General features: G+C 71.7%; 23 protein-coding genes and 1 pseudogene. 13 read left to right on the top strand and 11 right to left on the bottom strand.

Going from position 1 to position 24,215, the window contains the following annotated elements; genetic code table 11:
• The first annotated feature begins 461 nt into the window (after window positions 1-461).
• Window positions 462-1,331 (top strand): alpha/beta hydrolase, encoded by an 870-nt coding sequence (locus OYE22_RS10555; protein WP_277320164.1) that lies wholly within the window; start codon window positions 462-464, stop codon window positions 1,329-1,331.
• Between the two features lie 51 nt (window positions 1,332-1,382).
• Here the strand turns inward: OYE22_RS10555 and OYE22_RS10550 are convergent, their stop codons facing one another.
• Complete coding sequence (locus tag OYE22_RS10550) at window positions 1,383-2,567, bottom strand: Cmx/CmrA family chloramphenicol efflux MFS transporter (protein WP_277320163.1); 1,185 nt, start codon at window positions 2,565-2,567, stop codon at window positions 1,383-1,385.
• Window positions 2,568-3,398: 831 nt separating this feature from the next.
• Between OYE22_RS10550 and OYE22_RS10545 the strand changes: the two genes are divergently transcribed.
• The 5 genes from OYE22_RS10545 to OYE22_RS10525 all read left to right on the top strand — a co-directional run bounded on the left by OYE22_RS10545 (window position 3,399) and on the right by OYE22_RS10525 (window position 9,423).
• Window positions 3,399-5,033, top strand: coding sequence for an ABC transporter substrate-binding protein (locus OYE22_RS10545; RefSeq protein ID WP_277320162.1), 1,635 nt, complete (start codon window positions 3,399-3,401; stop codon window positions 5,031-5,033).
• 116 nt (window positions 5,034-5,149) lie between these two features.
• Window positions 5,150-6,073 (top strand): ABC transporter permease, encoded by a 924-nt coding sequence (locus tag OYE22_RS10540; RefSeq protein ID WP_277320161.1) that lies wholly within the window; start codon window positions 5,150-5,152, stop codon window positions 6,071-6,073.
• The gene (locus tag OYE22_RS10535; protein ID WP_277320160.1) at window positions 6,066-7,073 is read left to right on the top strand and encodes an ABC transporter permease; all 1,008 of its coding nucleotides are present in this window, start codon (window positions 6,066-6,068) and stop codon (window positions 7,071-7,073) included. Before OYE22_RS10540 ends, OYE22_RS10535 begins: the two co-directional genes overlap by 8 nt.
• A 12-nt stretch (window positions 7,074-7,085) precedes the next feature.
• Window positions 7,086-8,186 (top strand): ABC transporter ATP-binding protein, encoded by a 1,101-nt coding sequence (locus tag OYE22_RS10530; protein WP_277320159.1) that lies wholly within the window; start codon window positions 7,086-7,088, stop codon window positions 8,184-8,186.
• Window positions 8,176-9,423, top strand: coding sequence for a dipeptide ABC transporter ATP-binding protein (locus OYE22_RS10525; RefSeq protein ID WP_277320158.1), 1,248 nt, complete (start codon window positions 8,176-8,178; stop codon window positions 9,421-9,423). The genes OYE22_RS10530 and OYE22_RS10525 overlap by 11 nt, the downstream gene beginning before the upstream one ends.
• A gap of 18 nt (window positions 9,424-9,441) precedes the next feature.
• Here OYE22_RS10525 and OYE22_RS10520 read toward each other — a convergent pair whose 3' ends face one another.
• Both OYE22_RS10520 and OYE22_RS10515 read right to left on the bottom strand, forming a co-directional pair.
• Window positions 9,442-10,617, bottom strand: coding sequence for a methyltransferase domain-containing protein (locus OYE22_RS10520; RefSeq protein ID WP_277320157.1), 1,176 nt, complete (start codon window positions 10,615-10,617; stop codon window positions 9,442-9,444).
• Entirely contained in the window at window positions 10,614-10,760 is a 147-nt protein-coding gene (locus tag OYE22_RS10515; RefSeq protein WP_277320156.1) for a hypothetical protein, read from the bottom strand. The genes OYE22_RS10520 and OYE22_RS10515 overlap by 4 nt, the downstream gene beginning before the upstream one ends.
• A 164-nt stretch (window positions 10,761-10,924) precedes the next feature.
• Here OYE22_RS10515 and OYE22_RS10510 point away from each other — a divergent pair, with 164 nt between their 5' ends.
• From OYE22_RS10510 to OYE22_RS10500, 3 genes are all read left to right on the top strand, one after another.
• Window positions 10,925-11,500 carry a hypothetical protein gene (locus OYE22_RS10510; protein WP_277320155.1) on the top strand — a complete coding sequence of 192 codons (576 nt, stop codon included), beginning with the start codon at window positions 10,925-10,927 and terminating at the stop codon, window positions 11,498-11,500.
• 165 nt (window positions 11,501-11,665) lie between these two features.
• Complete coding sequence (locus OYE22_RS10505; RefSeq protein WP_277320154.1) at window positions 11,666-12,637, top strand: helix-turn-helix transcriptional regulator; 972 nt, start codon at window positions 11,666-11,668, stop codon at window positions 12,635-12,637.
• An 83-nt stretch (window positions 12,638-12,720) separates the two neighbouring features.
• Window positions 12,721-13,674, top strand: a complete 954-nt coding sequence (locus OYE22_RS10500) for a LysR family transcriptional regulator (protein ID WP_277320153.1) — start codon at window positions 12,721-12,723, stop codon at window positions 13,672-13,674.
• Between the two features lie 61 nt (window positions 13,675-13,735).
• Here the strand turns inward: OYE22_RS10500 and OYE22_RS10495 are convergent, their stop codons facing one another.
• Together OYE22_RS10495 and OYE22_RS10490 are read right to left on the bottom strand one after the other, a co-directional pair.
• Window positions 13,736-14,233 carry a hypothetical protein gene (locus OYE22_RS10495; protein WP_277320152.1) on the bottom strand — a complete coding sequence of 166 codons (498 nt, stop codon included), beginning with the start codon at window positions 14,231-14,233 and terminating at the stop codon, window positions 13,736-13,738.
• A gap of 181 nt (window positions 14,234-14,414) precedes the next feature.
• Window positions 14,415-14,663, bottom strand: coding sequence for a hypothetical protein (locus tag OYE22_RS10490; protein ID WP_277320151.1), 249 nt, complete (start codon window positions 14,661-14,663; stop codon window positions 14,415-14,417).
• Between the two features lie 129 nt (window positions 14,664-14,792).
• On the opposite strand from OYE22_RS10490, the gene OYE22_RS10485 reads away from it, so the two are divergent.
• Together OYE22_RS10485 and OYE22_RS10480 are read left to right on the top strand one after the other, a co-directional pair.
• Window positions 14,793-15,617, top strand: coding sequence for a helix-turn-helix transcriptional regulator (locus tag OYE22_RS10485; RefSeq protein WP_277320150.1), 825 nt, complete (start codon window positions 14,793-14,795; stop codon window positions 15,615-15,617).
• Window positions 15,614-15,823: a DUF397 domain-containing protein gene (locus OYE22_RS10480; protein WP_277320149.1), complete on the top strand. Its 210-nt coding sequence runs from the start codon at window positions 15,614-15,616 to the stop codon at window positions 15,821-15,823. The genes OYE22_RS10485 and OYE22_RS10480 overlap by 4 nt, the downstream gene beginning before the upstream one ends.
• 187 nt (window positions 15,824-16,010) lie before the next feature.
• Here OYE22_RS10480 and OYE22_RS10475 read toward each other — a convergent pair whose 3' ends face one another.
• The gene (locus OYE22_RS10475) at window positions 16,011-17,420 is read right to left on the bottom strand and encodes a hypothetical protein (RefSeq protein ID WP_277320148.1); all 1,410 of its coding nucleotides are present in this window, start codon (window positions 17,418-17,420) and stop codon (window positions 16,011-16,013) included.
• A 637-nt stretch (window positions 17,421-18,057) separates the two neighbouring features.
• Here OYE22_RS10475 and OYE22_RS10470 point away from each other — a divergent pair.
• Window positions 18,058-18,321 carry a hypothetical protein gene (locus OYE22_RS10470; RefSeq protein WP_277320147.1) on the top strand — a complete coding sequence of 88 codons (264 nt, stop codon included), beginning with the start codon at window positions 18,058-18,060 and terminating at the stop codon, window positions 18,319-18,321.
• A 113-nt stretch (window positions 18,322-18,434) separates the two neighbouring features.
• On the opposite strand, the gene OYE22_RS10465 is transcribed toward OYE22_RS10470, so the two are convergent.
• On the bottom strand, window positions 18,435-19,064 hold the full coding sequence (locus OYE22_RS10465) for a class I SAM-dependent methyltransferase (protein ID WP_277320146.1): 630 nt from the start codon (window positions 19,062-19,064) through the stop codon (window positions 18,435-18,437).
• Here OYE22_RS10465 and OYE22_RS10460 point away from each other — a divergent pair.
• A pseudogene (locus OYE22_RS10460) lies at window positions 19,053-19,307 on the top strand (transposase); the annotation flags it as partial. The gene OYE22_RS10465 and the pseudogene OYE22_RS10460 overlap by 12 nt on opposite strands.
• 104 nt (window positions 19,308-19,411) lie before the next feature.
• Here OYE22_RS10460 and tgmC read toward each other — a convergent pair.
• The 4 genes from tgmC to OYE22_RS10440 form a co-directional block, all read right to left on the bottom strand.
• Window positions 19,412-20,554: an ATP-grasp peptide maturase system methyltransferase gene (tgmC, locus tag OYE22_RS10455; protein WP_277320145.1), complete on the bottom strand. Its 1,143-nt coding sequence runs from the start codon at window positions 20,552-20,554 to the stop codon at window positions 19,412-19,414.
• A gap of 114 nt (window positions 20,555-20,668) precedes the next feature.
• A complete protein-coding gene (locus tag OYE22_RS10450) occupies window positions 20,669-21,889 on the bottom strand; it encodes an oligopeptide/dipeptide ABC transporter ATP-binding protein (RefSeq protein WP_277320144.1) in 1,221 nt (406 codons plus the stop codon).
• The gene (locus tag OYE22_RS10445) at window positions 21,886-23,103 is read right to left on the bottom strand and encodes an ABC transporter ATP-binding protein (protein WP_277320143.1); all 1,218 of its coding nucleotides are present in this window, start codon (window positions 23,101-23,103) and stop codon (window positions 21,886-21,888) included. Before OYE22_RS10445 ends, OYE22_RS10450 begins: the two co-directional genes overlap by 4 nt.
• A gap of 14 nt (window positions 23,104-23,117) precedes the next feature.
• A complete protein-coding gene (locus tag OYE22_RS10440) occupies window positions 23,118-24,095 on the bottom strand; it encodes an ABC transporter permease (RefSeq protein ID WP_277320142.1) in 978 nt (325 codons plus the stop codon).
• Between the last annotated feature and the right edge of the window lie 120 nt (window positions 24,096-24,215).

The raw sequence follows: 24,215 nt of genomic DNA, 5'->3' as shown, positions 1-24,215 counted from the left end.
GCGGCCGGGGATGGGGACGAGATCTAAGAGGAACACGGCGGCCCGAGTACCCGGGCGAACGCGTCCCACGCGTATGACTGCGCGTCGAGCCCAGGCCAGGCGGGGTGGGTGGGCCCCGTACTCGCCGGGCGCGACAGCGTGGGTGGGCCCCGTACTCGCCGGGCCCGACAGCATGGGGGCCCCGTACCCGCCGGGCGGCGACAGCGGGGGTGGGGGCTTCGGCGGCGCGCCGCGAACGGGAGGGTGTGTTCACGGCGCCCCAGGGGGCAGACGGAAGGCCGTGTCGGTCCAGCACCCGCCGACGCGGAGGCCGGCCGCGCCGCCGCCTGTCGGCCCGGCGTCCGGTGAGGTACGTGGGCACGTGGGTGAGTGCGTGGTCGCTTCCGACCGGGGGAGCGCGAGGCCGCTCCCGACCGGCGGACGTGGCGGGCGGTGTGGCGACGAGTGCGGAGGTGTGAGCCTTGTTCGAGGGCTTCGAGGCCGAACGGGTCCGGGTCGGCGATGCGTCGATCTTCGTACGGCACGGCGGGCAGGGGCCGCCGGTGGTGCTGCTGCACGGCCATCCCCGGACGTCGGCGACCTGGCACCGGGTCGCCCCGCTCCTGGTCCAGGGCGGCTTCACCGTGGTCTGCCCGGACCTCCGGGGGTACGGCCGGTCCACCGGCCCGGCGCCCACCGCGGACCACACCGGGTACTCCAAGCGGGCCGTCGCCGGTGACGTGGTCGAGGTGATGCGCTCGCTCGGCCACACCCGCTTCGCGCTCGCCGGACACGACCGGGGCGGCGCCGTCGCGCTGCGCCTCGCGCTCGACCACCCCGACGCGGTCTCGCGGGTGGCGCTGATCGACTGCCTTCCCATCAGCGAGCACCTGTCCCGCATCACGGCCGAGTTCGCCACGCAGTGGTGGCACTGGTTCTTCTTCGCCCAGCCGGACATCCCCGAGCGGGTCATCAACGCCGACCCGGACCGCTGGTACCACGGCGATCCGCTGAGCATGGGCCAGGAGAACCACGACGAGTGGCGCGCGGCCACGCGCGACCCCGACGTGGTGCGGGCGATGTTGGAGGACTACCGGGCCGGCCTCACCGTCGACCGGCGACACGAGGAGGAGGACCGCGCCGCCGGGAGGCACGTACGGTGCCCGGCCCTGGTCCTGTGGTCGCTGCGGGACGACCTGGAGGACCTGTACGGGGACCCGTTGCGGATCTGGCGCCGGTGGGCACCGGACGTACGGGGCCACGGCATCGACTCCGGGCACCACGTGGCCGAGGAGGCGCCGAGGGCGCTGGCCTCCTCCCTCGCGGACTTCCTGACCGTACGGCCCGAGTAGGGGGCCGGCTCACGGGGCGGCCGGCCCGACCGGGACGGCCGCCCCCTCGGCTCACGCGGTCGGTGCCTGATCACCGCGCTCGCCCGCCGAGCCCCGGCGTACGGCCGTGGCCACACCCGCCACGGCGAACGCGAGGGCGACGAGCAGGGCGCTGACCCACAGGGGCGCGCGGTAGCCGGCGCCCGCGCCGATGGCCAGGGCGCCGGCCACGGGGCCGACCGCGGCGCCCACGTTGAATGCGGCCGTGGCGAAGCTTCCACCGAGGGTGGGCGCCGCGCCCGCCGCGTACAGCGCCCGCGCGATCAGCGTGGAGCCGACGGCGAACGACAGCGTGCCCTGGACCAGTACGAACGCCACCGTGGCCACCGCGTTGCCGGCCGTCAGCGCGAACGCCGCCCAGCCGACGAGCAGCGCCGCGCCACCCGCCAGCAGCAGCGGCAGCGGACGGCTGTCGGCCACCCGGCCGCTGAACGTCACGCCGAGGAACGAGCCCACGCCGAACAGCGCGAGCAGCACCGGCAACCACCCCTCGCCGAGGCCGGTGACCTCGGTGGCCACCGAGGCGAGGTAGGTCAGCGCGCAGAACGTCGCCCCGTTGACCAGCGCGCCGAGCAGCAGCACGACGGAGAGGCGCGGCGCGCGCAGGGCGCGCAGTTCGTCGCGCGCGCTGACCGGGCCCGCCGCCGCGCCCGCCGTCGCGGGCACGGCACGCACGATGGCGAACACGGCCGGCGCCGAAACCGCGGCCACGGCCCAGAACGCGGCGCGCCAGCCCCAGAGTTGGCCGAGCAGCGCGCCGCCGGGCACGCCCGCGACGCAGGCCACGGTGACGCCGCCGAGCAGCACGGAGGTGGCCCGGGCCTTGGCGTTCGGCGGGGCCAGACTGGTCGCGGTGGCCAGCGCCACCGCGAGGAAACCGGCGTTGGCCAGCGCCGCGAGCACCCGGGTGCCGAGCAGCACCGGGAAGCTCGTGGTCACGGCGCCGATGACGTGCAGGACCAGGAACGCGTTCAGGAACACCAGCAGCGCGCGCCGGCGCGACCAGCGCATGCTGACCAGGGCCATCAACGGCGCGCCGATCATCATTCCCACGGCGAACGCCGAGGTCAGCGTCCCCGCGGTGGACACGGACACGTCGAGGTCACGGGCGATGTCCGGCAACAGGCCGGACAGCATGAACTCAGAGGTTCCCTGGGCGAACACGGCGAGGCCCAGCATGTAGAGCGAAAGGGGCACGGCGAGACTCCGAAGCGTCGGACGGATCACAACCGCCGGAAGGCCGGTGCCGGTGGTGTCGGCGGTGGTGGTCGGCGACGCGGCGGCGGGGCGCGGCGCTTCCGCGACAGGGGCGCGAGCACATCGGCTCGGCGGCCCGACCGGGAGGCGCGCGGCTACCGCGCGAGAGACCCACCGCCGCGGGCACCGGGCGTGCCGACGGCTGGGATGAGGGAGAAGAACCCGTAACGCGGTGATCCGATGGCGTGCCGTGCGCGACGCCACGTACGAAGGGAAGCAGCCCGCTACGGCGAGCGCGGCCCGGCCCCACGCGAGCGAGGCGGGTGCCGCGTCCACCACGGCCGACGGAGCCCGGGCCCGGTCAGGGCGGGGCTACGGTGCGGCGACGCGGGAAGCCACCGGATGACCGGTGGCTAGCGTCTGGACGCCTCGGGGCTGGACATGGTGCCGCAGCGTAACGGGACGACGGTCGCGGCGTCCACGCGTTTACGTAGCCGCCCCGCGCGGCTACGCGCCCCGCACCCCAACCGCTCGCGCGGCAGCGCCCCCCCCACATCCCGTCCGCCCGCGCGGCAGCCCACCCCGGCCTCGCGCGGCAGCGCACCCCGCCCCCGACCGCTCGCGCGGCAGCGCACCCGCCACCCCGGCCCCGCGCGGCAGCCCACCCCGGCCCCGCGCGGCAGCGCACCCCGCACCCCCCCGACCGCCCGCGCGGCAGCGCCCCCCACCTGGCCCAGCCCGCGACCCGGATAGCCGCGCTCGGCGTGCGGGGCAAGATCGCGCGGGGTGATATCGGGTCCTAAGTGTGCTTCGGGACCTTGAGGAGGCTCCATGCGCGGAGTCAGGCGCGCCAAGTGGGCCGTCTGCGGGCTGGCCGCCGCGATGGTGGCCGCCGGCTGTGGCGGCGGAGGCGGGGACAGCGGCGGAGGCGGCGACGGGACGGGCACCGTGCGGTCCTCGTGGGGGGACCCGCAGAACCCCCTGGAGCCGGCGAACACCAACGAGGTGCAGGGCGGCAAGGTCCTGGACATGATCTTCCGCGGGCTCAAGCGGTACGACCCGAAGACCGGCAAGGCCCAGGACATGCTGGCCCAGAAGATCGAGACCAGGGACTCGCAGAACTACACCGTCACCATCAAGAAGGGCTGGACCTTCCAGAACGGTGAGAAGGTCACCGCCAAGTCCTTCGTGGACGCCTGGAACTACGGCGCGCTGCTCGACAACAAGCAGAAGAACGCCTACTTCTTCGAGTACATCAAGGGGTACGACAAGGTCCACCCCACCTCGGGCAAGGCCAGCGCCAAGACGCTGTCCGGGCTTCAGGTGAAGAACGACACCACCTTCACCGTCCAGCTCACCCAGAAGTTCTCGACCTGGCCCGAGACGCTGGGCTACGCCGCGTTCGCGCCACTGCCCCGAGCCTTCTTCGACGACCACGACGCCTGGGTGAGCAAGCCCGTCGGCAACGGCCCGTACCGCGTGGACTCGTACAAGAAGGGCACGTCCATGCGGCTCAAGAAGTGGGACAAGTACGGCGGGCCGGACAAGGCCCAGAACGGGGGCGTCGAGCTGCGGGTCTACACCGACGTCGGCACCGCCTACACCGACCTGCAGGGCGGCAACCTCGACCTGGCCGACGACATCCCCGCCGCGCAGCTCAAGAACGTGAAGCAGGACCTGGGCGACCGGTACATCAACCAGCCGGCCGGCATCATCCAGACCCTCACCTTCCCGATGTACGACAAGCGGTGGAACACGGCGGACTCCGAGAAGGTGCGGCGCGGCCTGTCGATGGCCATCGACCGCGAGCAGATCACCGAGCGGATCTTCGAGAAGACCCGCACCCCGGCCACCGACTGGACCTCGCCGGTGCTCGGCGCCGACGGCGGCTACAAGGCGGGGCTGTGCGGTGACGCGTGCGAGTACGACCCGAAGAAGGCCAAGCAGCTCATCGAGGAGGGCGGCGGCCTGCCCGGCGGCAAGATGACGATCACGTACAACGCCGACACCGGCTCCCACAAGGACTGGGTGGACGCGGTGTGCAACAGCATCAACAACGCGCTGGACAAGGAGAACGCCTGCGTCGGCACCTCCATCGGGACCTTCGCCGACTTCCGCAACAAGATCACCGACCGGCAGATGCGCGGCCCGTTCCGCGCCGGCTGGCAGATGGACTACCCGCTGATCCAGAACTTCCTGCAACCGATGTTCTACACCAACGCCTCCTCCAACGACGGCGGTTACAGCAGCGAGGAGTTCGACGGACTGGTGGACCGGGCCAACGCCGAGACCGACAGGGCCAAGGCCGTCAGCCTCTTCCAGGACGCCGAGAAGGTGCTGGCCAAGGACATGCCCGGCATCCCGCTCTGGTACCAGAACGGCAACGCGGGCTACTCGGACCGGCTCAGCGACGTACGCCTGAACGCGTTCAGCGTGCCGGTCTACAACGAGATCAAGGTCAGCTAGCGCCCGGCTCGGCGCGCCCGTGCCCCGGCGAAGCCGCCCGGGCCCGCGCGCCGGGCCGCCGCCCGCCCGGCCCCCGGCCCCACCCGCCGCACCAACCCCCTCCCCCCGGAGCCCTCATGGGACGCTATGTGATCCGGCGGCTGCTCCAGATGATCCCGGTGTTCATCGGCAGCACGTTCCTGATCTTCTTCATGGTGTACGCGCTCGGCGACCCGGTGGCCGCGCTCTTCGGCGACCGGGCGCCCGACCCCGCCACCGCCGCGCAGATCCGCAAGGATCTCTACCTGGACGAGCCGCTGTGGAAGCAGTACCTGCACTACATGGGGCAGATCTTCCAGGGTGACTTCGGCACCGCCTTCAACGGCCAGCCCGTCACCGAACTCATGGCGGACGCCTGGCCGGTGACGGTGCGCCTGACCCTGGTGGCCATCGCCTTCGAGATCCTCATCGGCATCACCCTCGGCGTCCTCAGCGGCCTGCGCCGGGGCCGGGCCATCGACACCACGGTGCTGCTGCTGAGCCTCATCGTCATCTCCATCCCGACGTTCGTCAGCGGCTACGTCCTCCAGTACCTGTGCGGCATCAAGTGGAACACCGTCAGCCCCACCGTCTCGCCCGACGCCCCACTGAACGAACTCCTGCTGCCCGGCGTCGTCGTCGGCCTGGTCTCGCTCGCCTACGTCACCCGCCTGACCCGCACCTCGATCGCCGAGAACGTCCGCGCCGACTACGTACGCACCGCCCTGGCCAAGGGCCTGCCCCGGCACCGCGTCATCACCCGGCACCTGCTGCGCAACTCGCTGATCCCGGTGGTCACCTTCATCGGCACCGACATCGGCGGCCTGATGGGCGGCGCCCTGGTCACCGAGCGGATCTTCAACATCCACGGCGTCGGCTACCAGCTCTACCAGGGCGTCCTGCGACAGAACTCGCCCACCGTCGTCGGCTTCGTCACCGTGCTGGTCCTGGTCTTCCTGGTCGCCAACCTGCTCGTCGACCTCCTCTACGCCGTGCTCGACCCGAGGATTCGCTATGCCTGAACCCCCGCGCGGGCCGGGCGCCCGTGGCCTGCCGCCCGACCCGCACACCGCCGTCGCCCCCACCGGTGGCCCCGCCCTCGACCTGGCCAGCAGCGAGGCCCAGACCCTGGAGGGCGGGCAGCCGTCCGGCGGGCCCGGGCCCGGGCCCGAGGCCAGGGTGGGCAGCCTGTGGTCGGACGCCTGGCGCGACCTGCGGCGCAACCCGGTCTTCATCATCTCCGCGCTGATCATCCTGTTCCTGATCGTCATCGCGATCTGGCCCTCGCTCATCGCCAGCGGCAGCCCGTACAAGGCCAACCTGGCCAAGGCGCAGGAGGGCGCCGAGCCGGGCCACCCGTTCGGCTACGACGTGCAGGGCCGCGACCTGTACACCCGGGTCGTCTACGGGGCCCGCGCCTCCATCGTCGTCGGCGTGTGCGCCACCGCCGGCGCCGCCCTGCTCGGCAGCCTGCTCGGCGGACTCGCCGGCTTCTTCGGCGGCTGGGGCGACGCGGTGCTCTCCCGGGTCGCCGACATCTTCTTCGGCATCCCGATCGTCCTCGGCGGCCTGGTCTTCCTGTCCGTGATCACCAGCGGCTCGGTGTGGCCGGTGGTCGGCTTCATCGTGCTGCTCGGCTGGCCACAGATCTCCCGCATCGCGCGCGGCTCGGTCGTCACCGTCAAGCAGAACGACTACGTGCAGGCCGCCCGGGCGCTCGGCGCCAGCAACGGGCGGCTGCTGCTGCGCCACATCGCGCCCAACGCGGTGGCCCCGGTCATCGTCGTGGCCACCATCGCGCTCGGCACCTACATCTCCCTGGAGGCCACGCTCTCCTACCTCGGCGTGGGCCTCAAACCCCCGACCGTCTCCTGGGGGATCGACATCTCGGCCGCCTCCACCCACATCCGCAACGCCCCGCACATGCTGCTGTGGCCGGCCGGCGCGCTCAGCATCACCGTGCTGGCCTTCATCATGCTCGGCGACGCGGTCCGCGACGCCCTCGACCCCAAGCTGCGCTGAGGAGCCCCGCAGGTGACCGTCGTCAACGAGCCAAGCCCCAGGTCCGTCACCGAAGCACCCGTCGAACCCCTGCTCGACGTACGCGACCTGCACGTCGAGTTCCGGCTGCGGGACGGTGTCTCGCAGGCCGTCAACGGCGTCAGCTACGCCGTCCGGGCCGGCGAGACGCTCGCCGTGCTCGGCGAGTCGGGCTCGGGCAAGTCGGTCACGGCCCAGGCCGTGATGGGCATCCTCGACTCGCCCCCCGGCTACGTCACCGCAGGCCAGGTCCGCTTCCAGGGCCGCGACCTGCTCACCCTCGGCCGCGAGGAACGGCGCAAGGTGCGCGGCGCCCAGATGGCGATGATCTTCCAGGACGCGCTGTCCGCGCTGAACCCGGTCGTCTCGGTCGGCGCACAACTCGGCGAGATGTTCGAGGTGCACCGCGGCCTGTCCCGCAAGGCGGCCCGCCAGCGCGCGGTCGAACTCATGGACCGGGTACGCATCCCGGCCGCCGCGCAGCGCGTGGGCGACTACCCGCACCAGTTCTCCGGCGGCATGCGCCAACGCATCATGATCGCCATGGCGATGGCGCTCGAACCCGCCCTGATCATCGCGGACGAGCCCACCACCGCGCTCGACGTGACCGTGCAGGCCCAGGTCATGGAGCTGCTCGCCGAACTGCGCCGCGAGCTGGACATGGGCCTGATCCTCATCACCCACGACCTGGGCGTGGTCGCCGACGTCGCCGACACCATCGCGGTGATGTACGCCGGCCGCATCGTGGAGAACGCGTCCGTGCACGACCTCTACCGCGCCCCGGCCCACCCGTACACCCGCGGCCTGCTCGACTCCATCCCGCGCGTGGACCAGAAGGGCCAGGAGCTGTACGCCATCAAGGGCCTGCCACCCAACCTCATGCACATCCCACCCGGCTGCCCCTTCCACCCACGCTGCCCGCGCGCCCGGGACGTGTGCCGCGTGGACCGCCCACCGCTGTACGAGGTGACCGACCCGGGCAGCGTGGCCGACGCGGGCGGTCCCGACGCGGGTAGTCCCGACGCGAGCGGCGCCGGCGGGGGCGGCCGGACCAGCGCCTGCCACTTCTGGGAGGAGACCCTGAATGACGAGTGAGCCGATCCTGGAGGTACGCGACCTCGTCAAGCACTACCCGCTCACCCAGGGCGTCGTCATCAAGCGGCAGATCGGCGCGGTCAAGGCGGTCGACGGCGTCTCCTTCGAACTCGCCCCCGGCGAGACGCTGGGCATCGTCGGCGAGTCGGGCTGCGGCAAGTCCACCGTCGCCAAACTCCTGGTCCACCTCGAACGCCCCACCCGCGGCCAGATCCGCTACCGCGGCGAGGACATCAGCCGCCTGTCGGGCCGCGCCCTGAAGGCCGTACGCCGCAACATCCAGATGGTCTTCCAGGACCCGTACACCTCGCTCAACCCGCGCATGACGGTCGGCGACATCATCGGCGAGCCGTACGACATCCACCCCGAGGTCGCGCCCAAGGGCGAACGCCGGCGCAAAGTACAGGAGTTGTTGGACGTCGTCGGCCTCAACCCGGAGTACATCAACCGCTACCCGCACCAGTTCTCCGGCGGCCAGCGCCAACGCATCGGCATCGCCCGCGGCCTCGCCCTGCGCCCGGAGATCATCGTCGCCGACGAACCCGTCTCGGCCCTCGACGTCTCGGTCCAGGCCCAGGTCGTCAACCTGCTGGAGAAGCTCCAGGCGGAGTTCGACCTCAGCTACGTCTTCATCGCGCACGACCTGTCGGTGGTCCGGCACATCTCCGACCGGGTCGCGGTGATGTACCTCGGCCGGCTGGTCGAGGTCGGCACCGAGACCGAGATCTACGACCACCCCACCCACCCGTACACCCAGGCCCTGCTCTCCGCCGTCCCCGTCCCCAACCCCGAGGCCCGCGAACACCGCACCCGCATCCTGCTCACCGGCGAGGTCCCGTCCCCGGCCAACCCACCCTCCGGCTGCCGCTTCCGCACCCGCTGCTGGAAGGCCCGGGAACGCTGCGCCCTGGAGGTCCCCCTGCTCGCCGTCCCCGCCGAGTTCCGCGACCTCACGGGCCCGGTGGCGCACGACTCGGCCTGCCACTTCGCGGAGGAACGGGACGTGGTCCCGAACGTGGAGCCCACGCGGCCGGCGGGGTCGGGGGAGTCGGCCGGGTCGGGTGCGCCGGATGCGGCGGGCGCGGCGGGCGCGCGGGGTACGCCAGGTGAGCCGGCCGGGCCGGGCGGGTCGGGCGGGTCGGGTGACCCGGGCGAGGAGCCCGGTCCGCAGCCGCCCGAGCCGGGGGCGGGGCCGGGGGAGGCGCCGCCCGGGCGGGGGGCGGGCTCGGGCGTGTGACGCCCGGCGCCTCCGGCTTCAGACGGGCCAGGAACGGTCCGGGCTGTCCAGCCAGGCGGCCTGCCCGTCGGCCGTCACGGTCAGCCCGAACCGCTCGTGCCCCGGCCCGCCCTCGCTCTCCCACCACCGGTAGGCGGCCTCGACCTCGTCCCAGAGCCGGCGCGGCCCCGACTGCCAGACCCGGGCGCCGGCACCGTCCCGGAACAGCACGCACGCCCACGAGCGATCGTCGAGCCCGTAGAACCACACCGGCCGCGATCCGTCCCGCCGCTCCGCGACGACGTGCTGACAGCGCGGCACCCGCAGCCCGACGGCGAACCGCTGCGGCGCGAACCGCTCCCCGAGAAACGCGTCCTCCGTCAGCTCCGTGGTCGAGGCGTCCCGTTCCTCCGGCCCGCCCGTCACGTACTCGCCGTGCGCGACCGGCGCCAACCGCTGGGCCCGGAGTTTCATGAACTCCACGGGCCCGGTGAAGGGCCCCGCCGCGCTCCGCCCATCCCGCGCGACCGTGAGGCGGGCGACGCCGTCACCGTTGCCGTAGTCGGTCCCCCAGGGGAGGACGACCAGCCCGCCCGGCCGCGTCTGCCGCACCCAGGCGAACGGGACCCGCCGCACCCCGGCGGTGACGATGACCCGGTCGTACGGCGCGCCTTCGCGGTGCCCCGCGTAGCCGTCCCCGCGCACCACCCGCACCCCGGCCCCGAACCGTTCCAGGGCGCCCCGCGCACGCGCGGCCACCGCGCCGTCCACCTCCACGCTGACGACGTTCCCCGCGCCGGCCCGGTGCGCGAGCAGCGCCGCGTTCCACCCGGTCCCGGTGCCGACCTCCAACACCCGGTCACCCGGGCGTACGCCCAGGTCCGCCAGCATCCGGAAGACCACGCTCGGCATCGACGCCGAGGACGTGGGCACCCGCCCGGGCTCCCGGCCGCTGTGCGCCCCGTCGTCCCACTGGGTGACCACGGGCACGTCCGCGTCCGCGTACGCCTGCCAGGCATCCGGATCGTCCACCCGGGAGACGGCCACGCTGGTGCCCGCCGCCATGTCGAAGGGCCACATGACCTCGGGCAGAAACGCCGCCCGGGGCACGTCCGCGAAGGCGGGGGCCCAGGCCGGGGCAAGGACGCCCGCCGCGGCCAGGCGGCGTCCGAGTTCGGCGTGGCCGGAGCGCTCGCGATGGGTGTGCGCGGTCACGGCGTGTCCGCCGCCTTCTTGGGGGGATTGGGGACGCCGGGCCCGCCGTCCGGCGTGGGCGGGGCGGGCGGACCGGGCCACGGCTGCCCCGGCAGACCGTCGCCTCCGTCGCCGCCACCGCCGTGTGGGGTGTTGTCGTCCATGGTCAACTCCTCGAGTGAGTAAGTCGGTTCGACTGTCGACCTGTTGGCGGCCGGGTAGTCGAGCATCTCAGTCGGCGGGCTGGTAGCGCGGCACCTCGTACTGCCGGAGCCGATGAACGGGCTCGGTGACGTGCTGTCGGTGGCCGCTTCTACTGTGTTGCCCCATGGGGAACTACTTTCAGACCGTCGTCGACCTCGATGCCACGCGGGCGGACGCCCACACCCTGGCGGACAGTGGGCTCGCCTGGCTGGTCAAGGAGGAGATAGTGCGGGCCGAGCGCACCGACTGTGTCCTCGGGGCGCCGTTGGGGCATCCGCCCGGTCCCTCCTGGGCCAAGGCGGTCGGTCAGGAGGACTGGGAGCCCAGCGACGGACTCAGGATCGAGACCAGCCGCACCGTGTTCAACTGCGGTCAGGGCGAACCCAGGTTCGCGGTGTGCCCCCACTGTGCCGGGCGGGCGGACTTCTACACCGACCGGCTGGAGGAGATCGACGGCGCGTGGGAACCCTTCGGTGAGGCCATCAGCGACTGGAGCGACACGGGCAGCGCGGAGGTCACCTGCCCGCATTGCCGACGCCCCGCTGACCTGACCGCGTGGACCTGGTCGGACGGCTACTTCGCCTTCGGCTACCTCGGTTTCGAGTTCTGGGACTGGCCCGACCTCAGCCCCGGCTTCCTCGAAGGGCTCTCGCGCGCGCTCGGGGGGCACCGCACGGTTGTCGTGGAGGGCAAACTCTGAGGGAGCCGGCCGTCACCGGTGGGTGCGTCACTCCCGTACGTGACCCGGCGCGTGCGGACGTCATCGCTCATGTTGACCACGATGCGCGCGCCGCACGCTCACGCGGGAGTTGACCAACGGTGACTACGCTTGGACCACCGGTCATCCTCCACGTAGTGAGGCTCGATGCGTGACGACTTCGCTGATCTCGCCCGCCGCCTTCTCCGCGACAACGGTTACTCGATAAAGGCCGCCGCCCGCGCCACCCACTACGACCCCGCCTATCTGTCCCGCGTCCTCGGCGGGAAGCAGCGGCCGTCGCGCAGGCTCGCCGAAGCGCTGGACGATCTCCTGTCGACCGGTGGGGCGCTGGCGGACACGTTGCTCGACCCGGACGGCGACTCACGGGTGTCCCGCAGCGTTGCGAACCCCTCCCGGCTGGACGCCGGGACGGTGGAGGCGTTGGCCGGCGTGCTCGCCGCCTACCGACGGCTTGACGACGCGATGCGCCCAGAGTCGATCATCCCGGCAACCCTGGTGCAGATACGGGTGGTCACCCGCACGCTCAAGGGCGCCCGGGGCCCGTACCGCGACCAGCTCACGGCAGTGGCGTCGGAGTTCGTCCAGTTCGGCGGGTGGATGCTCGCCCAGGACCGACAGGATGCCCGCGCGACCACGTTCCTCGACACGGCGGTGGAGTTGGCGGACGAGATCCAGGACGGGACACTGGCCGCGCAAGCCCTCAACTTCAAGGGCTATCTCGCCCGCCAGCAAGGCAGGCCCGTAGGTGTCGCCCGCTGGTACACGGCCGCGGCTCGCACGCCGGGCGCCCACCCCGCCCAGCGGCTCGGTGACATGTTGCAGGCCGCCGCCGGAATGGCGGAGCTGGGCGAACGGGACGAGGCCCTGCGCATGGTCGAGGACGCGGAACGGCTGACGGACGCCGCGGCCTCCCTCCCCCCACCGGAAACGGCCTACTGGCTCACCCCGGAGTTCAACCGCCTGAACATGGGCCTCGCGCATCTCGGGCTGGGCCGTCACGCGGACGCGGTGGACCACATCACGGCGGGGCTCGCCGGGCTTCCCCCGGAGCTACGGGACGCGCCCTGGACGTGGGAACACCGGGAGGCGTTACGGCGCGCCCTGGCTGCTTGCTGAACGGGCCTGACCGGCGACGTGGAACGGCCGGGCGCCTCGGGTCACGCACCCGGGTTCGTCTGGTGGTTCAGTAGTTTTCCTCCATGACCGCAGACGACGACAGGGACCTCCCCCTCCAGCGCACGGTGAAAGGGGCGGCGGACCCGAGCGTCCATCAACTCCGGCTGTTTCTGGTGCTGGCGGAGGAACTGCACTTCGGCCGCGCCGCCGCCAGGCTGTTCATGTCGCAGCCGGCGTTCAGCAAGCAGATCCGCGCGCTGGAGGAGCGGTTGGGGCTCCAGTTGGTCGACCGCACCAGTCGTGCCGTGGACCTGACCTCGTCCGGGCGGGCCCTGCTGCCCGAGGCGCGGGCCGTGGCGGAGGCCATGGCCAACCTGCGGCAGGTGGCGCAGTCGCGGTCGCGGGAGATAGCCGGGCGGGTCGTCATCGGTACGGTCAGTGCCGAGCCCGCCATGCCACACACCAACGCCATCCTCGACGAACTCCACAAGCGCCACCCCGAACTCGTCATCGAGATGCGCAGCCTCAACTTCATCAACCAGTATCAGGCGCTCTCGTGCGGCGACGTGGACGTGGCCTTCCTCCGCCCGCCCGCGCCCGAACACATCCAGAGCCTGCACCTGATGGAGGAACCCCGGGTCGTCTGCCTCCCGGCCAACGACCCGCTGGCCGCCGAGGACACCCTCACCCTCGCGCACCTCTCGGACCACACCATGGTGACCATGTCGCCGGAGTCGCCGCAGGTCTGGCGCGACTTCTGGACCGCCAGCCCGCGCCCCGACAACGTGCCCGTGAAGTACGGTCCGCTCACCTTCGACGTCGAGGGCGTCCTGCACGCCATCGCCCGTGGGCAGGCGATCGGCTTCCTGCCCGCCTCCGCCCGTGACTTCTATCCGCGTCCGGGCGTCGTCTACCGCGACGTGGTGGACCTGTCGCCGTGCAGCATGGCCCTCACCTGGTTCGCCGCGAACCGGGATCGCCCCGTCGTGAGCGAGATCCGACAGATCGCCCGGGCCGTGCTGCGCGCCCAGAACTGAGCCGTTCCCCGCGCGGCGGGCCCGCGTGGCCGCGCCCGCCGTTCGGGCGTACGCTCGCCGCTCACCACGTGCCGGCGCCCGGGCCGCTTCCACGGGCGGCGGGCAGCCCCTGCCACAGCACGGCTGGCCGTTCGTCCAGCAGGAGCGTACGCAGCGCGTGGACCAGCGCCACCCGGCCCAGCTCGCCCACGGGCGTCCACACCAGTTCGTGGGCGCTGTCGCAGTCACACGAGCGGAGGGCGTTGGCGGCCAGTCGGCCACCGTCGAGCACGAGGCCGAGCTGTTCGAGGTCGTCGCCCTCGGCGGGCTGCTGGTCCACGGCGAGCAACCGCAGCGGCGGGAGCGTGAGCCCGAGCGCGCCGGCGACCCGTTCGGCGGCGTGCCGCACCGGCTCCCCGGGCCGGAGCACGACCCCGGGCGGCCCCGCCTCGTCACCCCGCGCGACCTGGAGGACGCGCGGCCACAACTGGTCCTCCTCGCGCGGGTTGGAGGTGTCGGCGGGACACCAGACGAGCAGGTGCACCCACGTCTGTCGGGGCGTCAGAAGCGCGTCGGTCACACCGCACCGCCCGGGTGCCGTGGGGGAGCGTGACGCTCCCTGACGTGCTGGTCGAGTTCGGCACTCGCCTGCACGTACGCGTCGTCGTCACGGCGAGCGCGGGCGCGCTGTCGGCGCACCATGAGGTCACGGCAGACCTGGCACCGGAGTGCGCTGCGCGGGCGCCAGTCACGGGGCCGGATCACGGGGTCGCCTCCGGGGCTCGGGACGCGGCCTGCGCGCGCTGGGGAGCCGTCCCCACGCGGTGGAGCGCCGCCTCGGCGCGGTGGAGCGGGCAGCGGCACGGGGGCCAGGCGGCGGTGGCGGCGTACGCGAAGTCCTCCCGGAAGACGGCGTCGGAGTCGACGGTGACGACGGACGGCGGACCGTCGGGGGCGGACTCCTCCCCGACGCGCGCTTGGTAGACCCGCAAGGTCATCTTGTGTTCCAAGGTCGAGTTCCCTGTAGAGCTGGCGATCACCGGTTGTGATCGATTGCCTACAAGCGTTGCCCCTGCGGGGGCTAAGATTCCAGGTCAGCCGCCATTCCAACCCGTCCTCCATAACGGGGAGTTGCACAGATGAACGAGGAGATCCTCGCCCGGCCAAAGGGCGCCGCCGCCTACTTCGGTGACGAGGTGCGAGCGCTGCGCGAATCCCTGGCCATGTCGCAGGAGAGGTTCGCGGACGAGCTGCACTTCGGGCAGAGCCAGGTGTCGAAGGTGGAAAACGGCACCGTGCTCGCGTCGGAGGCGTTCGCCATAGCCATGGATCGAGTAGTCGGTACTCCTGCGGTGTACAGGAGGCTCCGGAACAAGCTGGCCAAGCAGGGACATCCAGCGTGGTTCGTCCCCTACATCTCGCTGGAGGAATCAGCGTCGGGAGTCACCGACTACTCCTGCACGTTCCTCATGGGGCTGCTTCAAACGCCGGACTACACGGCGGCGGTCATGCGCGCCCACTTCCCACGCGAGACCGATGACCAGATCAGAGCGCGTGTCGAACTTCGCATGCGCCGTCAGGCGGTATTGGAGCGAGAGAACCCGCCTCTGCTGTGGGTGATCATGCATGAGGCGGTGCTTCGCACCTGCGTGGGAGGTGCCTCCGTCATGGCCGCTCAGCTTGATCACCTGATCGCGCTTGCACGGTCGCCCCACGTGACCCTCCAGGTGTTGCCGTACAAAGCGGGTGCCGCTCCCTCCCATCTGCCGTTTACGCTGCTTGCGTTGGAAGGCAAGCCGCACGTCGTGTACGCCGAGACACCCACCCATGGTGGGCAGGTGGACGAGGCGCCGGACGTGGTGGCTTCCGCAGTCGGCAATTTCGACCGACTACGGATGGCGGCGCTCCCCGAAGCGGAGTCGCTGGAGATGATGCGCGAGATCAGGGAGGACCACGGCAGATGAACGGCACCGGCCCGGTATGGGTCAAGAGCACGTACAGCGCGGGCGAGGGGCAGTGCATCGAGTGGGCCCCTACTCATGCGACCTCCACTGGCATCGTGCCCGTCCGGGACTCGAAGGACCCCAGCGGCCCGACCCTGGCCTTCGAGCCGGCCGCGTGGAACGCCTTCGTGGCAGGCGTCAAGGCGGGGGACTTCGGCGGCGCGTAAGCCGTTGCCCACCGACACCCGAAGAACCCCCAACCAGACGGTTGGGGGTTCTTCCATTACCAGGCCGGTGGAATGGCCTTCACGCCGTACGAGGTTGGCTGCTCACTGAGACCGCCCCGGCCCTCAGGCCGCTGCGGGACCCGTTCCCCAGCCGCCGTTCCACCGGTCTGCCGGTCCGACGGTCTCGTCAGGGCGTGACGGTCTTGGTCAGGACGACCGGGTAGCCGATGCGTCCGGTGCCGTCCGAGGGCGGGCGGTGTCCCAGCACGTCGATGGTCTTGCCCGAGACCAGTACGTCAAAGCCGTTCAGCGGCGGCGCGGCGGCGTCGGCCAGGCCGAGCGAGGTCCAGCGGGTGCCCGTGGCGTTGCCCTGCAACGCGTCGGTCCGCTCCTCGCCCTCGACGACCACGAACACCGGCGCGTCCCCGTTGACGGTCACCGCGGCCACCGGCGCTGTGCCGGCCGGCAGCGGCTTACGGGTCCAGGTGCCGTTCGCGTACCGCAGCGCGAAACCGCTCCGGGTGCCGTCGGCCGCCTTGGTCGTGCCGCCGGCCCACACCACGCCGCCCGGGCCGGGCGCGAGCGCGTCGAACTGGGCCTGTACGTCACCGAGGTCCGGCACCCGCACCTCGCGCCAGCTCTTGCCGTCGAAGTGCAGGAGGAGCGGCCGGGTGCCGGCGTCGCCGTACACCGAGCCCGCCGCCCACACGTCGTTGGCGGCCAGTGCGGTCACCGTGACCAGGTGCCAGCCGTCCCGGTCACCGCCGATGGCGGGCAGCTTCGCCGTGGTCCAGCGGGTGCCGTTCCAGTGGCTGAGCAGGCCCACGTTCTTGCTGTCGTTCTGGTCGTTGGTGGGGACCTGGGCCCAGCCCGTCGCCCAGGCGTCGGTCGCGGTGCGCGCGTCGACGGCCAGGAAGCCCGCACCGATCGTGTCCTTGGGTACCGGGGCCACCGAGTTCTTCCAGGCCCGGCCGTTCCAACGCTGGTTGACCACGCCGCCGGACGGCTCGTGGTAGTCGCCGACCAGCACCGCACTGCGGCTGGACGAGGCGTCCACGTCGTTCCACCGCTCGTTGTACCCGTTTGGCCCGGGTATGGTCGCCCGCTCCTTCCACCCGTTGCCCTTGCGGTCGTCGCGCTCCCACAGGGTGGGTACGAAGGCGAAGTTGTCCCCGTACCAGTCGAAGCGCATCCCCGACGCCCACGTGACGTGCGCGTCCACGCGCGTCAGCCGGATGCCCGTGGCGTCCGGCTCGGCCACCGTTCTCTCCTGCCAGCCGGCGGCGCGCGACGCCGGGCCGGCGGACGGGTGGGCGGGGGTGGCGTGCGGGGTCCCGGCGGGGCGGCCGGCGCGCCCGGGCTCGAACGCGTGGTGGCCGCTCGCGGTGCGGCTGATCGGTCCGGCGCCGAGCGCGGCCGACGGGTGGGCGATCCCTACCTGGGCCGCCGTCCGGCCCTCGGCCGGGCCCCCGCCCGGGGAGGCCGCGACCACTGGTGCCGCGGTGGCCGTGACTGCTGTGACGGCCAGGGCCGCGCTGACGACCAGACCGGCCCGCGATCGGCCGGCAGCACCGGAATCCGTGCTGAGCAAACTCACCGTACGTCCTCTCGACGTGCATCTCGCCCAGGCCGCCCGCCACACCGCACACGGCGCGACCCGGTCGAAGGGGCCCAGCGGCCCCTCACTCCTTTCCATGGCTGCACAGCGGTCGGAGTTCCCGATTCCACCGCCCGATCTTCACCAAATGCGGTAGCGCGCCGTCCAGTTGTGGTGCCAGGGGGCGACCTCCGTAGAGTGATCGCTATCGCGGAAGCGGCCGCCGAGGGGCGGGGGGTGACGGCGTCCTTCCCACCGACCCCGAATTCGGGGCCAACATCATGGCGAACGTGATTGTCGGAAGGTACGGGGACGTCGCGTTGAAGCGGGAAGCAAGTTGGTGAACTGGCGTCGTCGCAAGGTTGCCCGGTGGGGAGTTGGCCTCTGTCTGGCGCTCTCGTTGGTCACGGGATGCTCCCACGCGCGGGATAGGGCGAGTGCTGGGGACTACCAACCGAGAGATCGACGGAGCGCGGAAGTGGAGGGCGAGGTCGGGTCCCTGTCCAGGGAACTCCTCGATGTCCTCCGGGTCAGGGGGAAGGTCACGAAGCCCGGACCCATGGCGAGCCCGTGTCGGGTGAAGGGGGGCGGGGACGACTCGTATCGGAGCGTTCGGCATCCCTGGTCGCTCTACGGCGTGGAGAACAAGGTCCTGGAACGAGCCATGCGCAATCTCGCGGACGGGCTTCCGCAACGTGGATGGAAGATCGTCAAGCAGGGAACCGACTCCAGCCGGAACCGCAATCTGGAGATCCTCGCCGTACACCTCGAAAGTCGTACCCAGGCGGAGATCACCTGGCGCAAGGGTCTGGACGGTCACGAGCCCCTGATTTCCTTCGCGGTCTACTCTCGCTGTTTCCGCGAACCTGATACCTCCGCCACACCCACCTCCGACGGCTGAGCGAGGTGACTCGGCTAGAGCCTGTCTGACAATTCCCGTCCAATCAGCGAGGTTCGGCTGAGTTGGCAATCGGGAGGTGCGCCGACCGTCCGGCGGGGATTACCGGGCAGGGCCTACGAACGGCGGGCCAGCAGATGGGCGTCGAGGAAGCCCCTTTCGGAGGCTGGATCGTGGAGCAACCGGGCGAAGGGAACGAGCTCGGCGTCGGCCAGCAGTTCGGCCAGGCGATCCGCCGGCCAGCTGTAGGCAGGCGCCACCTTGTGGTCGAAGCGGACCGGTTCTTGTTCGTCGGTCCCGAAGAAGGAGACCAGGAGCAGGCCATCCGGCGCCAGGACGCGTGCCTGCTCGGCGAGCAGTTCCGGCAGTTCTCCCGGAGGAGTGTGGATCATCGAGTAGTGGGCCAGTACGCCGCCGAGCGTGGCGTCCTCGATCGGCAGGGATTCCATCCGCGCCTCCTGGAAGCGCAGCGCCGGATGGGCCTGCCGGGCGTGGTCGATCATGCCGGGGGCGAGGTCGAGTCCGAAGGCGTCCAGGCCCAGTTCGTGCAGCATGGCTGTCAGATGTCCGGGACCGCACCCGACGTCCGCTGCCCGCGGGTTGCCCGTCGCGCGCACCAGTTCGGCGAAGGTGCCGATCATGGTCCGGGAGAAAGGCTGTGTCTCCAGCCGGTTTGCGAACAGCGATGCGTACAGCTCGACGACTCCGTCGTAGGCCGTCCTGGTCTCGTCCTGATGATTCACCACAGGCAGGACTCTATAGCCGGTCTGATAATTGACCTTGTGGTAAGTCGAGGTGAGTTGACGGATGCGGCATGGGGGCGGATAGAGCCCCTTTTGCCCCAGGTGGACGGACGGGGCCGTCCGTGGCGTGATCACCGGCAGGTGGTCCACGGCGTGCTGTGGCGGCTACGGACCGGGGCTCCTCGGCGCGACCTGCCCGAGCGGTATGGGCCGTGGCAGACCGTCTACGAGCGGTTCGCCCGCTGGGGGGCTCTAGGGCAGCCGGGTGACAGCTCCGGTCCGGCGGCGTCGCCGGGGACGGTCGTAACCTGTGCTTGGTGACGTTGCCGTGGGCCCGGGCCGGGAGCGCGTCAGATCGGCAGATCCCACCCGGGGCCGGCCTCGGTGCCGAGCCACACCCGCTGACCGGCGGGCGAGATCGTGATGCCGAACCCTTCCTGGTGCGGTTCGCCGGCGGCCTGCCACTGCTCCACGGCCCGCTCCACCTGATCCCACAGGCGGACGGGACCCCGCTGTACGACGGTCCAGCCGCCATCAGGGCTGGGAGCCGTCCGAGCCTGTGAGCCGGTGGACACGTCCCAGAGGATCTGTTCCGCGCCAGTACCCAGGCGTTCGGCCGACGGTGCCGCGAGCTGCGCTACCCAGCCTCCGGTCCAGTCGTCGAGCTTCGTCGGGTCGATCTCGCTCGGGCGCTCGTCTCCCGGCAGCAGCGCCAGCGCCGGCCGGGGCGGGCGGTCGTGCGGCCGGGCGATCATGAAGCTGGTGTAGCCGGGCAGGAACCGACCGGTTGCCTCCCCGGGGCCGGTCACATCCAGCAAGACGAGGGCGTTGGCGAGACTCCAACCAGAGAGAGTGACGAGGATCTTCCCGCTCGGCCGGACCTGGTGTAGCCACGGCAGCGGGACGTACCGGACCGAGCACGTGGCGATCAGTCGGTCGTACGGGCCTCCGTCCGGATCGCCGCGCAGTCCGTCACCGATGATCAGCCGTGGTGCGAAGCCGGCCGCCCTGAGCGCCACAGCGGCGGCACCGCCGACCACAGGGTCGTATTCGATGCTGGTGATATTGGCGTCCCCGAGGTGGTGCGCGCCGAGGGCGGTCGAGTATCCGGTGCCGGTGCCGATCTCCAACACCCGGTGACCGGCTTCGACGCCGAGCTGTTGCCACATGCGCAGCACCAGAGACGGCAGGGTTGACGAGGAGGAGGGGGAACCGATCGCGGCCCCCTCCGCCACATCGTCGGGGCGGGTCAGCCCGTCCAGTTGGGTGATCAGCGTCTCGTCGGAGTAGATCCCCTCCAACCATCCGGGGTCGCCTTCGCGGACAGGTCGATAGCTGGTCGGTACGGTGCCCGGCACCGGCCTGAAGTAGGCCCCCGCGAACAAATCACGCGGCACCGCGCTGACGGCCCTTCGCCACTCGGGGTCCGTGAGTGCGCCGGTCTCGGTGAGGCTGTCCGCCAACGTCTCGCGGAGCTGGGTCGAAGTGCTCACGTACCGGGGCTTTTCGCTAGCCGTGCGGATGACGGCGAGGTTGAACGCATCGTAGAGCGAACGACGTTCTGCACGGCAGGTGCGGGTCGGGCGGGCGATGGCGACAGGATCTCCTCACCCCTCCGCACCACGAGCCTTCGCCACACCCCCACCCCGCAACGCCGGATCGAGAATCACCTCCTCGCCGCGCTCGGTCGTCGGGTCCTCCGGGAAGTGGCAGGCCACGAGGTGGCCCGGCTGGTTGCCGGGGATGTGGGTCAGGGGTGGTTCCTCCGACGCGCAGCGGTCGCGCGCCTTCCAGCAGCGGGTGCGGAAGCGGCAGCCCGACGGCGGGCGGATGGGTGAGGGGACGTCGCCGGCGAGGCGGATGCGTCCGCCGCCTGCGGGACGGGCGGGGCGGGCAGCGCCGTAGGTGGGGTCGTTGGCGGGGGAGTCCGTCGTCGGCCCGCCCTCCGCGAGGAACTCCGTCGCGTCCGGGACCGCCGACAGTAGGGCGTGGGTGTACGGGTGGCGGGGGTGGGCGTAGATGGACTCGCGGTCGCCCACCTCGACGATCTTGCCGAGGTACATCACCGCCACCCGTTGCGAGAAGTGCCGGACCACCGCCAGGTCGTGGGCGATGAAGACGAAGGCGATGCCGAGTTCGGCGCGCAGGCGCTGGAGCAGGTTGATGACCTGGGCCTGGATGGAGACGTCGAGGGCGGAGACGGGCTCGTCGGCGACGATGAGGCGGGGGTTCAGGGCGAGGGCGCGGGCCACGCCGATGCGTTGGCGTTGGCCGCCGGAGAACTCGTGCGGGAAGCGGTTGTAGTGCTCGGGGCTGAGGCCCACCGTCTCCAGGAGTTCGCGCACCCGGGCCTCCCGGCCGCCGGGTGGCCGGATGCGGTTGATCTCCATCGGGCCGGAGATGATCGCGCCGACCGTCTGCCGGGGGTTGAGGGACGAGTACGGGTCCTGGAAGATCATCTGGATCTCGGAGCGGATCGGGGCCAGGGCCTTGCGGTCGGCGTGCGTGATGTCCTGGCCCCGGTAGCTGATGCGGCCGGCGGTCGGTTCGAGCAGGCGGGTCAGCAGCCGTCCGGTGGTGGACTTGCCGCACCCCGACTCGCCGACCAGGCCGAAGCTCTCGCCGGCGTGCACCGCCAGGTCGATGCCGTCCACTGCCTGTACGGCACCGACCTTCCGCTGGAACGGGAAGCCGCCCGTGATCGGGAAGTGCTTGGTCAGCCGCTCGGCCACGAGGAGTGGCTCGCCGAGCGCGGGTTCGTTCCCCACCGGCCGCCCCTCGCGCGCGTCCTGTTCGGTGGGCCACCCCGTGGCCGTGTCCCGCGTCATCGGTCCCCTCCCCGGCTCGGGTCCCCGCCCGGCTCCTTGTTGACCGGGCCTCCGCCGGGCGGATCGTTCGTAGGTGCCGGGCCGTCCGTAGGCGCCGGACCGTCGTCCGTACGTGTCGCCCCCGCCGGGCCGGCGCCCGCGGACCCGCCGCCACCCCGCCGGACGGCGTCCGGCCCACCCCGCCGCACGGCGCCCGCGCGCTCCGGGCCCAGGTGGCACGCGGCCCCCCGGCCTGAGGGCAGTGCCGGGCGCTCCGTCGCGCAGCGGTCGCCACCCACCACGGCGGCGTACCCGCAGCGCGGGTGGAAGGGGCAGCCGGAGGGTGGGGCGAGCAGGCTGGGTGGGGCGCCGGGGATGGGGGTCAGTGGGGTGTCCACGGCGCCGGCCAGGGTGGGCATGGAGTCCAACAGACCCCAGGTGTAAGGGTGTTGGGGCGCGGACAGGACCTCGCGTACGGTTCCGCGCTCCACCGCGCGGCCCGCGTACATCACCAGCAGGTCGTCGGCCGTGTTGGCCACCACGCCGAGGTCGTGGGTGATCAGGATGATCGCCGAGCCGAACTCCTGCTGGAGGTCGCCGAGCAGGTCGAGGATCTGGGCCTGCACCGTGACGTCGAGGGCGGTGGTCGGCTCGTCGGCGATCAGGAGGTCGGGGTCGCAGATCAGCGCCATGGCGATCATCGCGCGCTGGCGCATGCCGCCGGAGAACTGGTGCGGGTAGTCGTCCACGCGCCGCCGCGCGTGCGGAATGCCGACCTTGGCCAGCATCTCGATGGCGCGCTGCCGCGCCGCCCGCTTGGTCGCGCCGGTGTGCTTACGGTACGGCTCGGCGATCTGCCGGCCGACCGTGTAGTACGGGGAGAGCGCGGTCAGCGGGTCCTGGAAGATCATCGCCATCTTGTTGCCGCGCAGGCGTTCCAGCGCGCGCTCGCCGGCGCCGGTCAACTCCTGGCCGTCCAGCAGGATCCGGCCCTCCACGGTGGTGGTGCGCGGGTCGTGCAGGCCGAGCACGGTGAGGTTGGTGACGGACTTGCCCGAGCCGGACTCGCCGACGATGCCGAGCGTGCGGCCCCGCTCCAGGTCGAAGGAGAGCCCGTCCACCGCCTTCACGGTGCCGTCCTCGGTGGCGAAGCGCACCCGGAGGTCGCGTACGGACAGGTAGCCGCCGGCCGCGCCCGGCGCGGGCGCCGGCGCGCCACGGGTGACGGTGGTCATCTGGGTCAGCCCTCCTAGGCGAGGCGCACGCGCGGGTCGATGACGGCGTACAGGGCGTCCACGACGATGGTGAACACCACGATCGCCGCTGAGCTGATCAGCATCACGCCCATCAGCATGGGCAGGTCCGTGAGGCGGACCGAGTCCACCGCCAGCCGGCCGACGCCGTGCAGCGTGAACGTGTACTCGGTGATCATGGCGCCGCCGAGCAGCGAGCCCAGGTCCATGCCGAAGATGGTCACGATGGGCGCGATCGCCCCGCGCCAGGCGTACCGGAAGAAGACCGTGCGCCCGGACAGGCCCTTGGCGCGGGCGGTGCGCACGTGGTCCTCGTGCAACTGCTCGACCAGCTGCGAGCGGGTCATCCGGCTGTAGTTGGCCATGAAGATCAGCGAGAGGACCAGCCAGGGCAGCAGCATGCCGCTGAACCACCTGGCGGGGTTCTCGGTGATCGGGTGGTACGCAGGCTGCTCCATGATCGACAGTCCGCTGACGAACCAGGCCAGGCACAGCACGCCCACGAAGTAGACCTGGAGCGACTGACCGAGCAGCGAGAGCGAGCTGAAGAGCTTGTCGACCCAGGTGCCGCGCCGCCACGCGGCGATCATCCCGATCCCCACGCCCATCACCAGGAAGACCACGGCCGCGCCGAGCGCTAGCGAGAGCGTGGTGGGGAAGCGGTCCACGATGGTGGGCCACACCGGCTCCTGGTTGACGAAGGAGTAGCCGAAGCACGGCGCGTCGCAGTGCCCGACGGGGAAGTCCCGGCCCGCGACGATGCCGACCATGAACTCCCAGTACTGCACGGGGATCGGCTTGTCGAGGCCGAGGTTCTCGTTGATGAGGGCCAGGGACGCCGGGTCGCAGTTCTTCCCGCAGGCCAGCTTGGCGGGGTCGGCGGGCAGCGCGAAGAAGAGGAAGAACGTGATCGCACTGATCAGGACGAGGATCACGACCGCGCCGAGGGAGCGGCGGATGAGGAATCTCAGCATGGCATCGCGGGTCTCCGGGTCGGGGGCGCGGGCCCCGGGCGGGCGCGGTCACTGCACGATCACGTTCCCGGCGCGCGGTGGACGGCCAGCACGGCGCGAGCGCGGCCGTCCACCGCGCGC

This window comes from Streptomyces sp. 71268, assembly GCF_029392895.1.
Taxonomy (GTDB): Bacteria; Actinomycetota; Actinomycetes; order Streptomycetales; family Streptomycetaceae; genus Streptomyces.
Note: the sequence above shows the minus strand (reverse complement) of the source record. Positions and strands in the feature narration are given on the sequence as shown.

Bases quoted from the DNA above. Each gene is read 5' to 3' on its own strand.
- OYE22_RS10535 (WP_277320160.1), top strand. From the start codon at position 6,066: ATGCCTGAACCCCCGCGCGGGCCGGGCGCCCGTGGCCTGCCGCCCGAC.
- OYE22_RS10505 (WP_277320154.1), top strand. From the start codon at position 11,666: ATGCGTGACGACTTCGCTGATCTCGCCCGCCGCCTTCTCCGCGACAAC.
- OYE22_RS10485 (WP_277320150.1), top strand. From the start codon at position 14,793: ATGAACGAGGAGATCCTCGCCCGGCCAAAGGGCGCCGCCGCCTACTTC.
- OYE22_RS10545 (WP_277320162.1), top strand. From the start codon at position 3,399: ATGCGCGGAGTCAGGCGCGCCAAGTGGGCCGTCTGCGGGCTGGCCGCC.
- OYE22_RS10540 (WP_277320161.1), top strand. From the start codon at position 5,150: ATGGGACGCTATGTGATCCGGCGGCTGCTCCAGATGATCCCGGTGTTC.
- OYE22_RS10515 (WP_277320156.1), bottom strand. From the start codon at position 10,760: ATGGACGACAACACCCCACACGGCGGTGGCGGCGACGGAGGCGACGGT.
- OYE22_RS10440 (WP_277320142.1), bottom strand. From the start codon at position 24,095: ATGCTGAGATTCCTCATCCGCCGCTCCCTCGGCGCGGTCGTGATCCTC.
- OYE22_RS10445 (WP_277320143.1), bottom strand. From the start codon at position 23,103: ATGACCACCGTCACCCGTGGCGCGCCGGCGCCCGCGCCGGGCGCGGCC.
- OYE22_RS10480 (WP_277320149.1), top strand. From the start codon at position 15,614: ATGAACGGCACCGGCCCGGTATGGGTCAAGAGCACGTACAGCGCGGGC.
- OYE22_RS10500 (WP_277320153.1), top strand. From the start codon at position 12,721: ATGACCGCAGACGACGACAGGGACCTCCCCCTCCAGCGCACGGTGAAA.
- OYE22_RS10450 (WP_277320144.1), bottom strand. From the start codon at position 21,889: ATGACGCGGGACACGGCCACGGGGTGGCCCACCGAACAGGACGCGCGC.
- OYE22_RS10510 (WP_277320155.1), top strand. From the start codon at position 10,925: ATGGGGAACTACTTTCAGACCGTCGTCGACCTCGATGCCACGCGGGCG.
- OYE22_RS10525 (WP_277320158.1), top strand. From the start codon at position 8,176: ATGACGAGTGAGCCGATCCTGGAGGTACGCGACCTCGTCAAGCACTAC.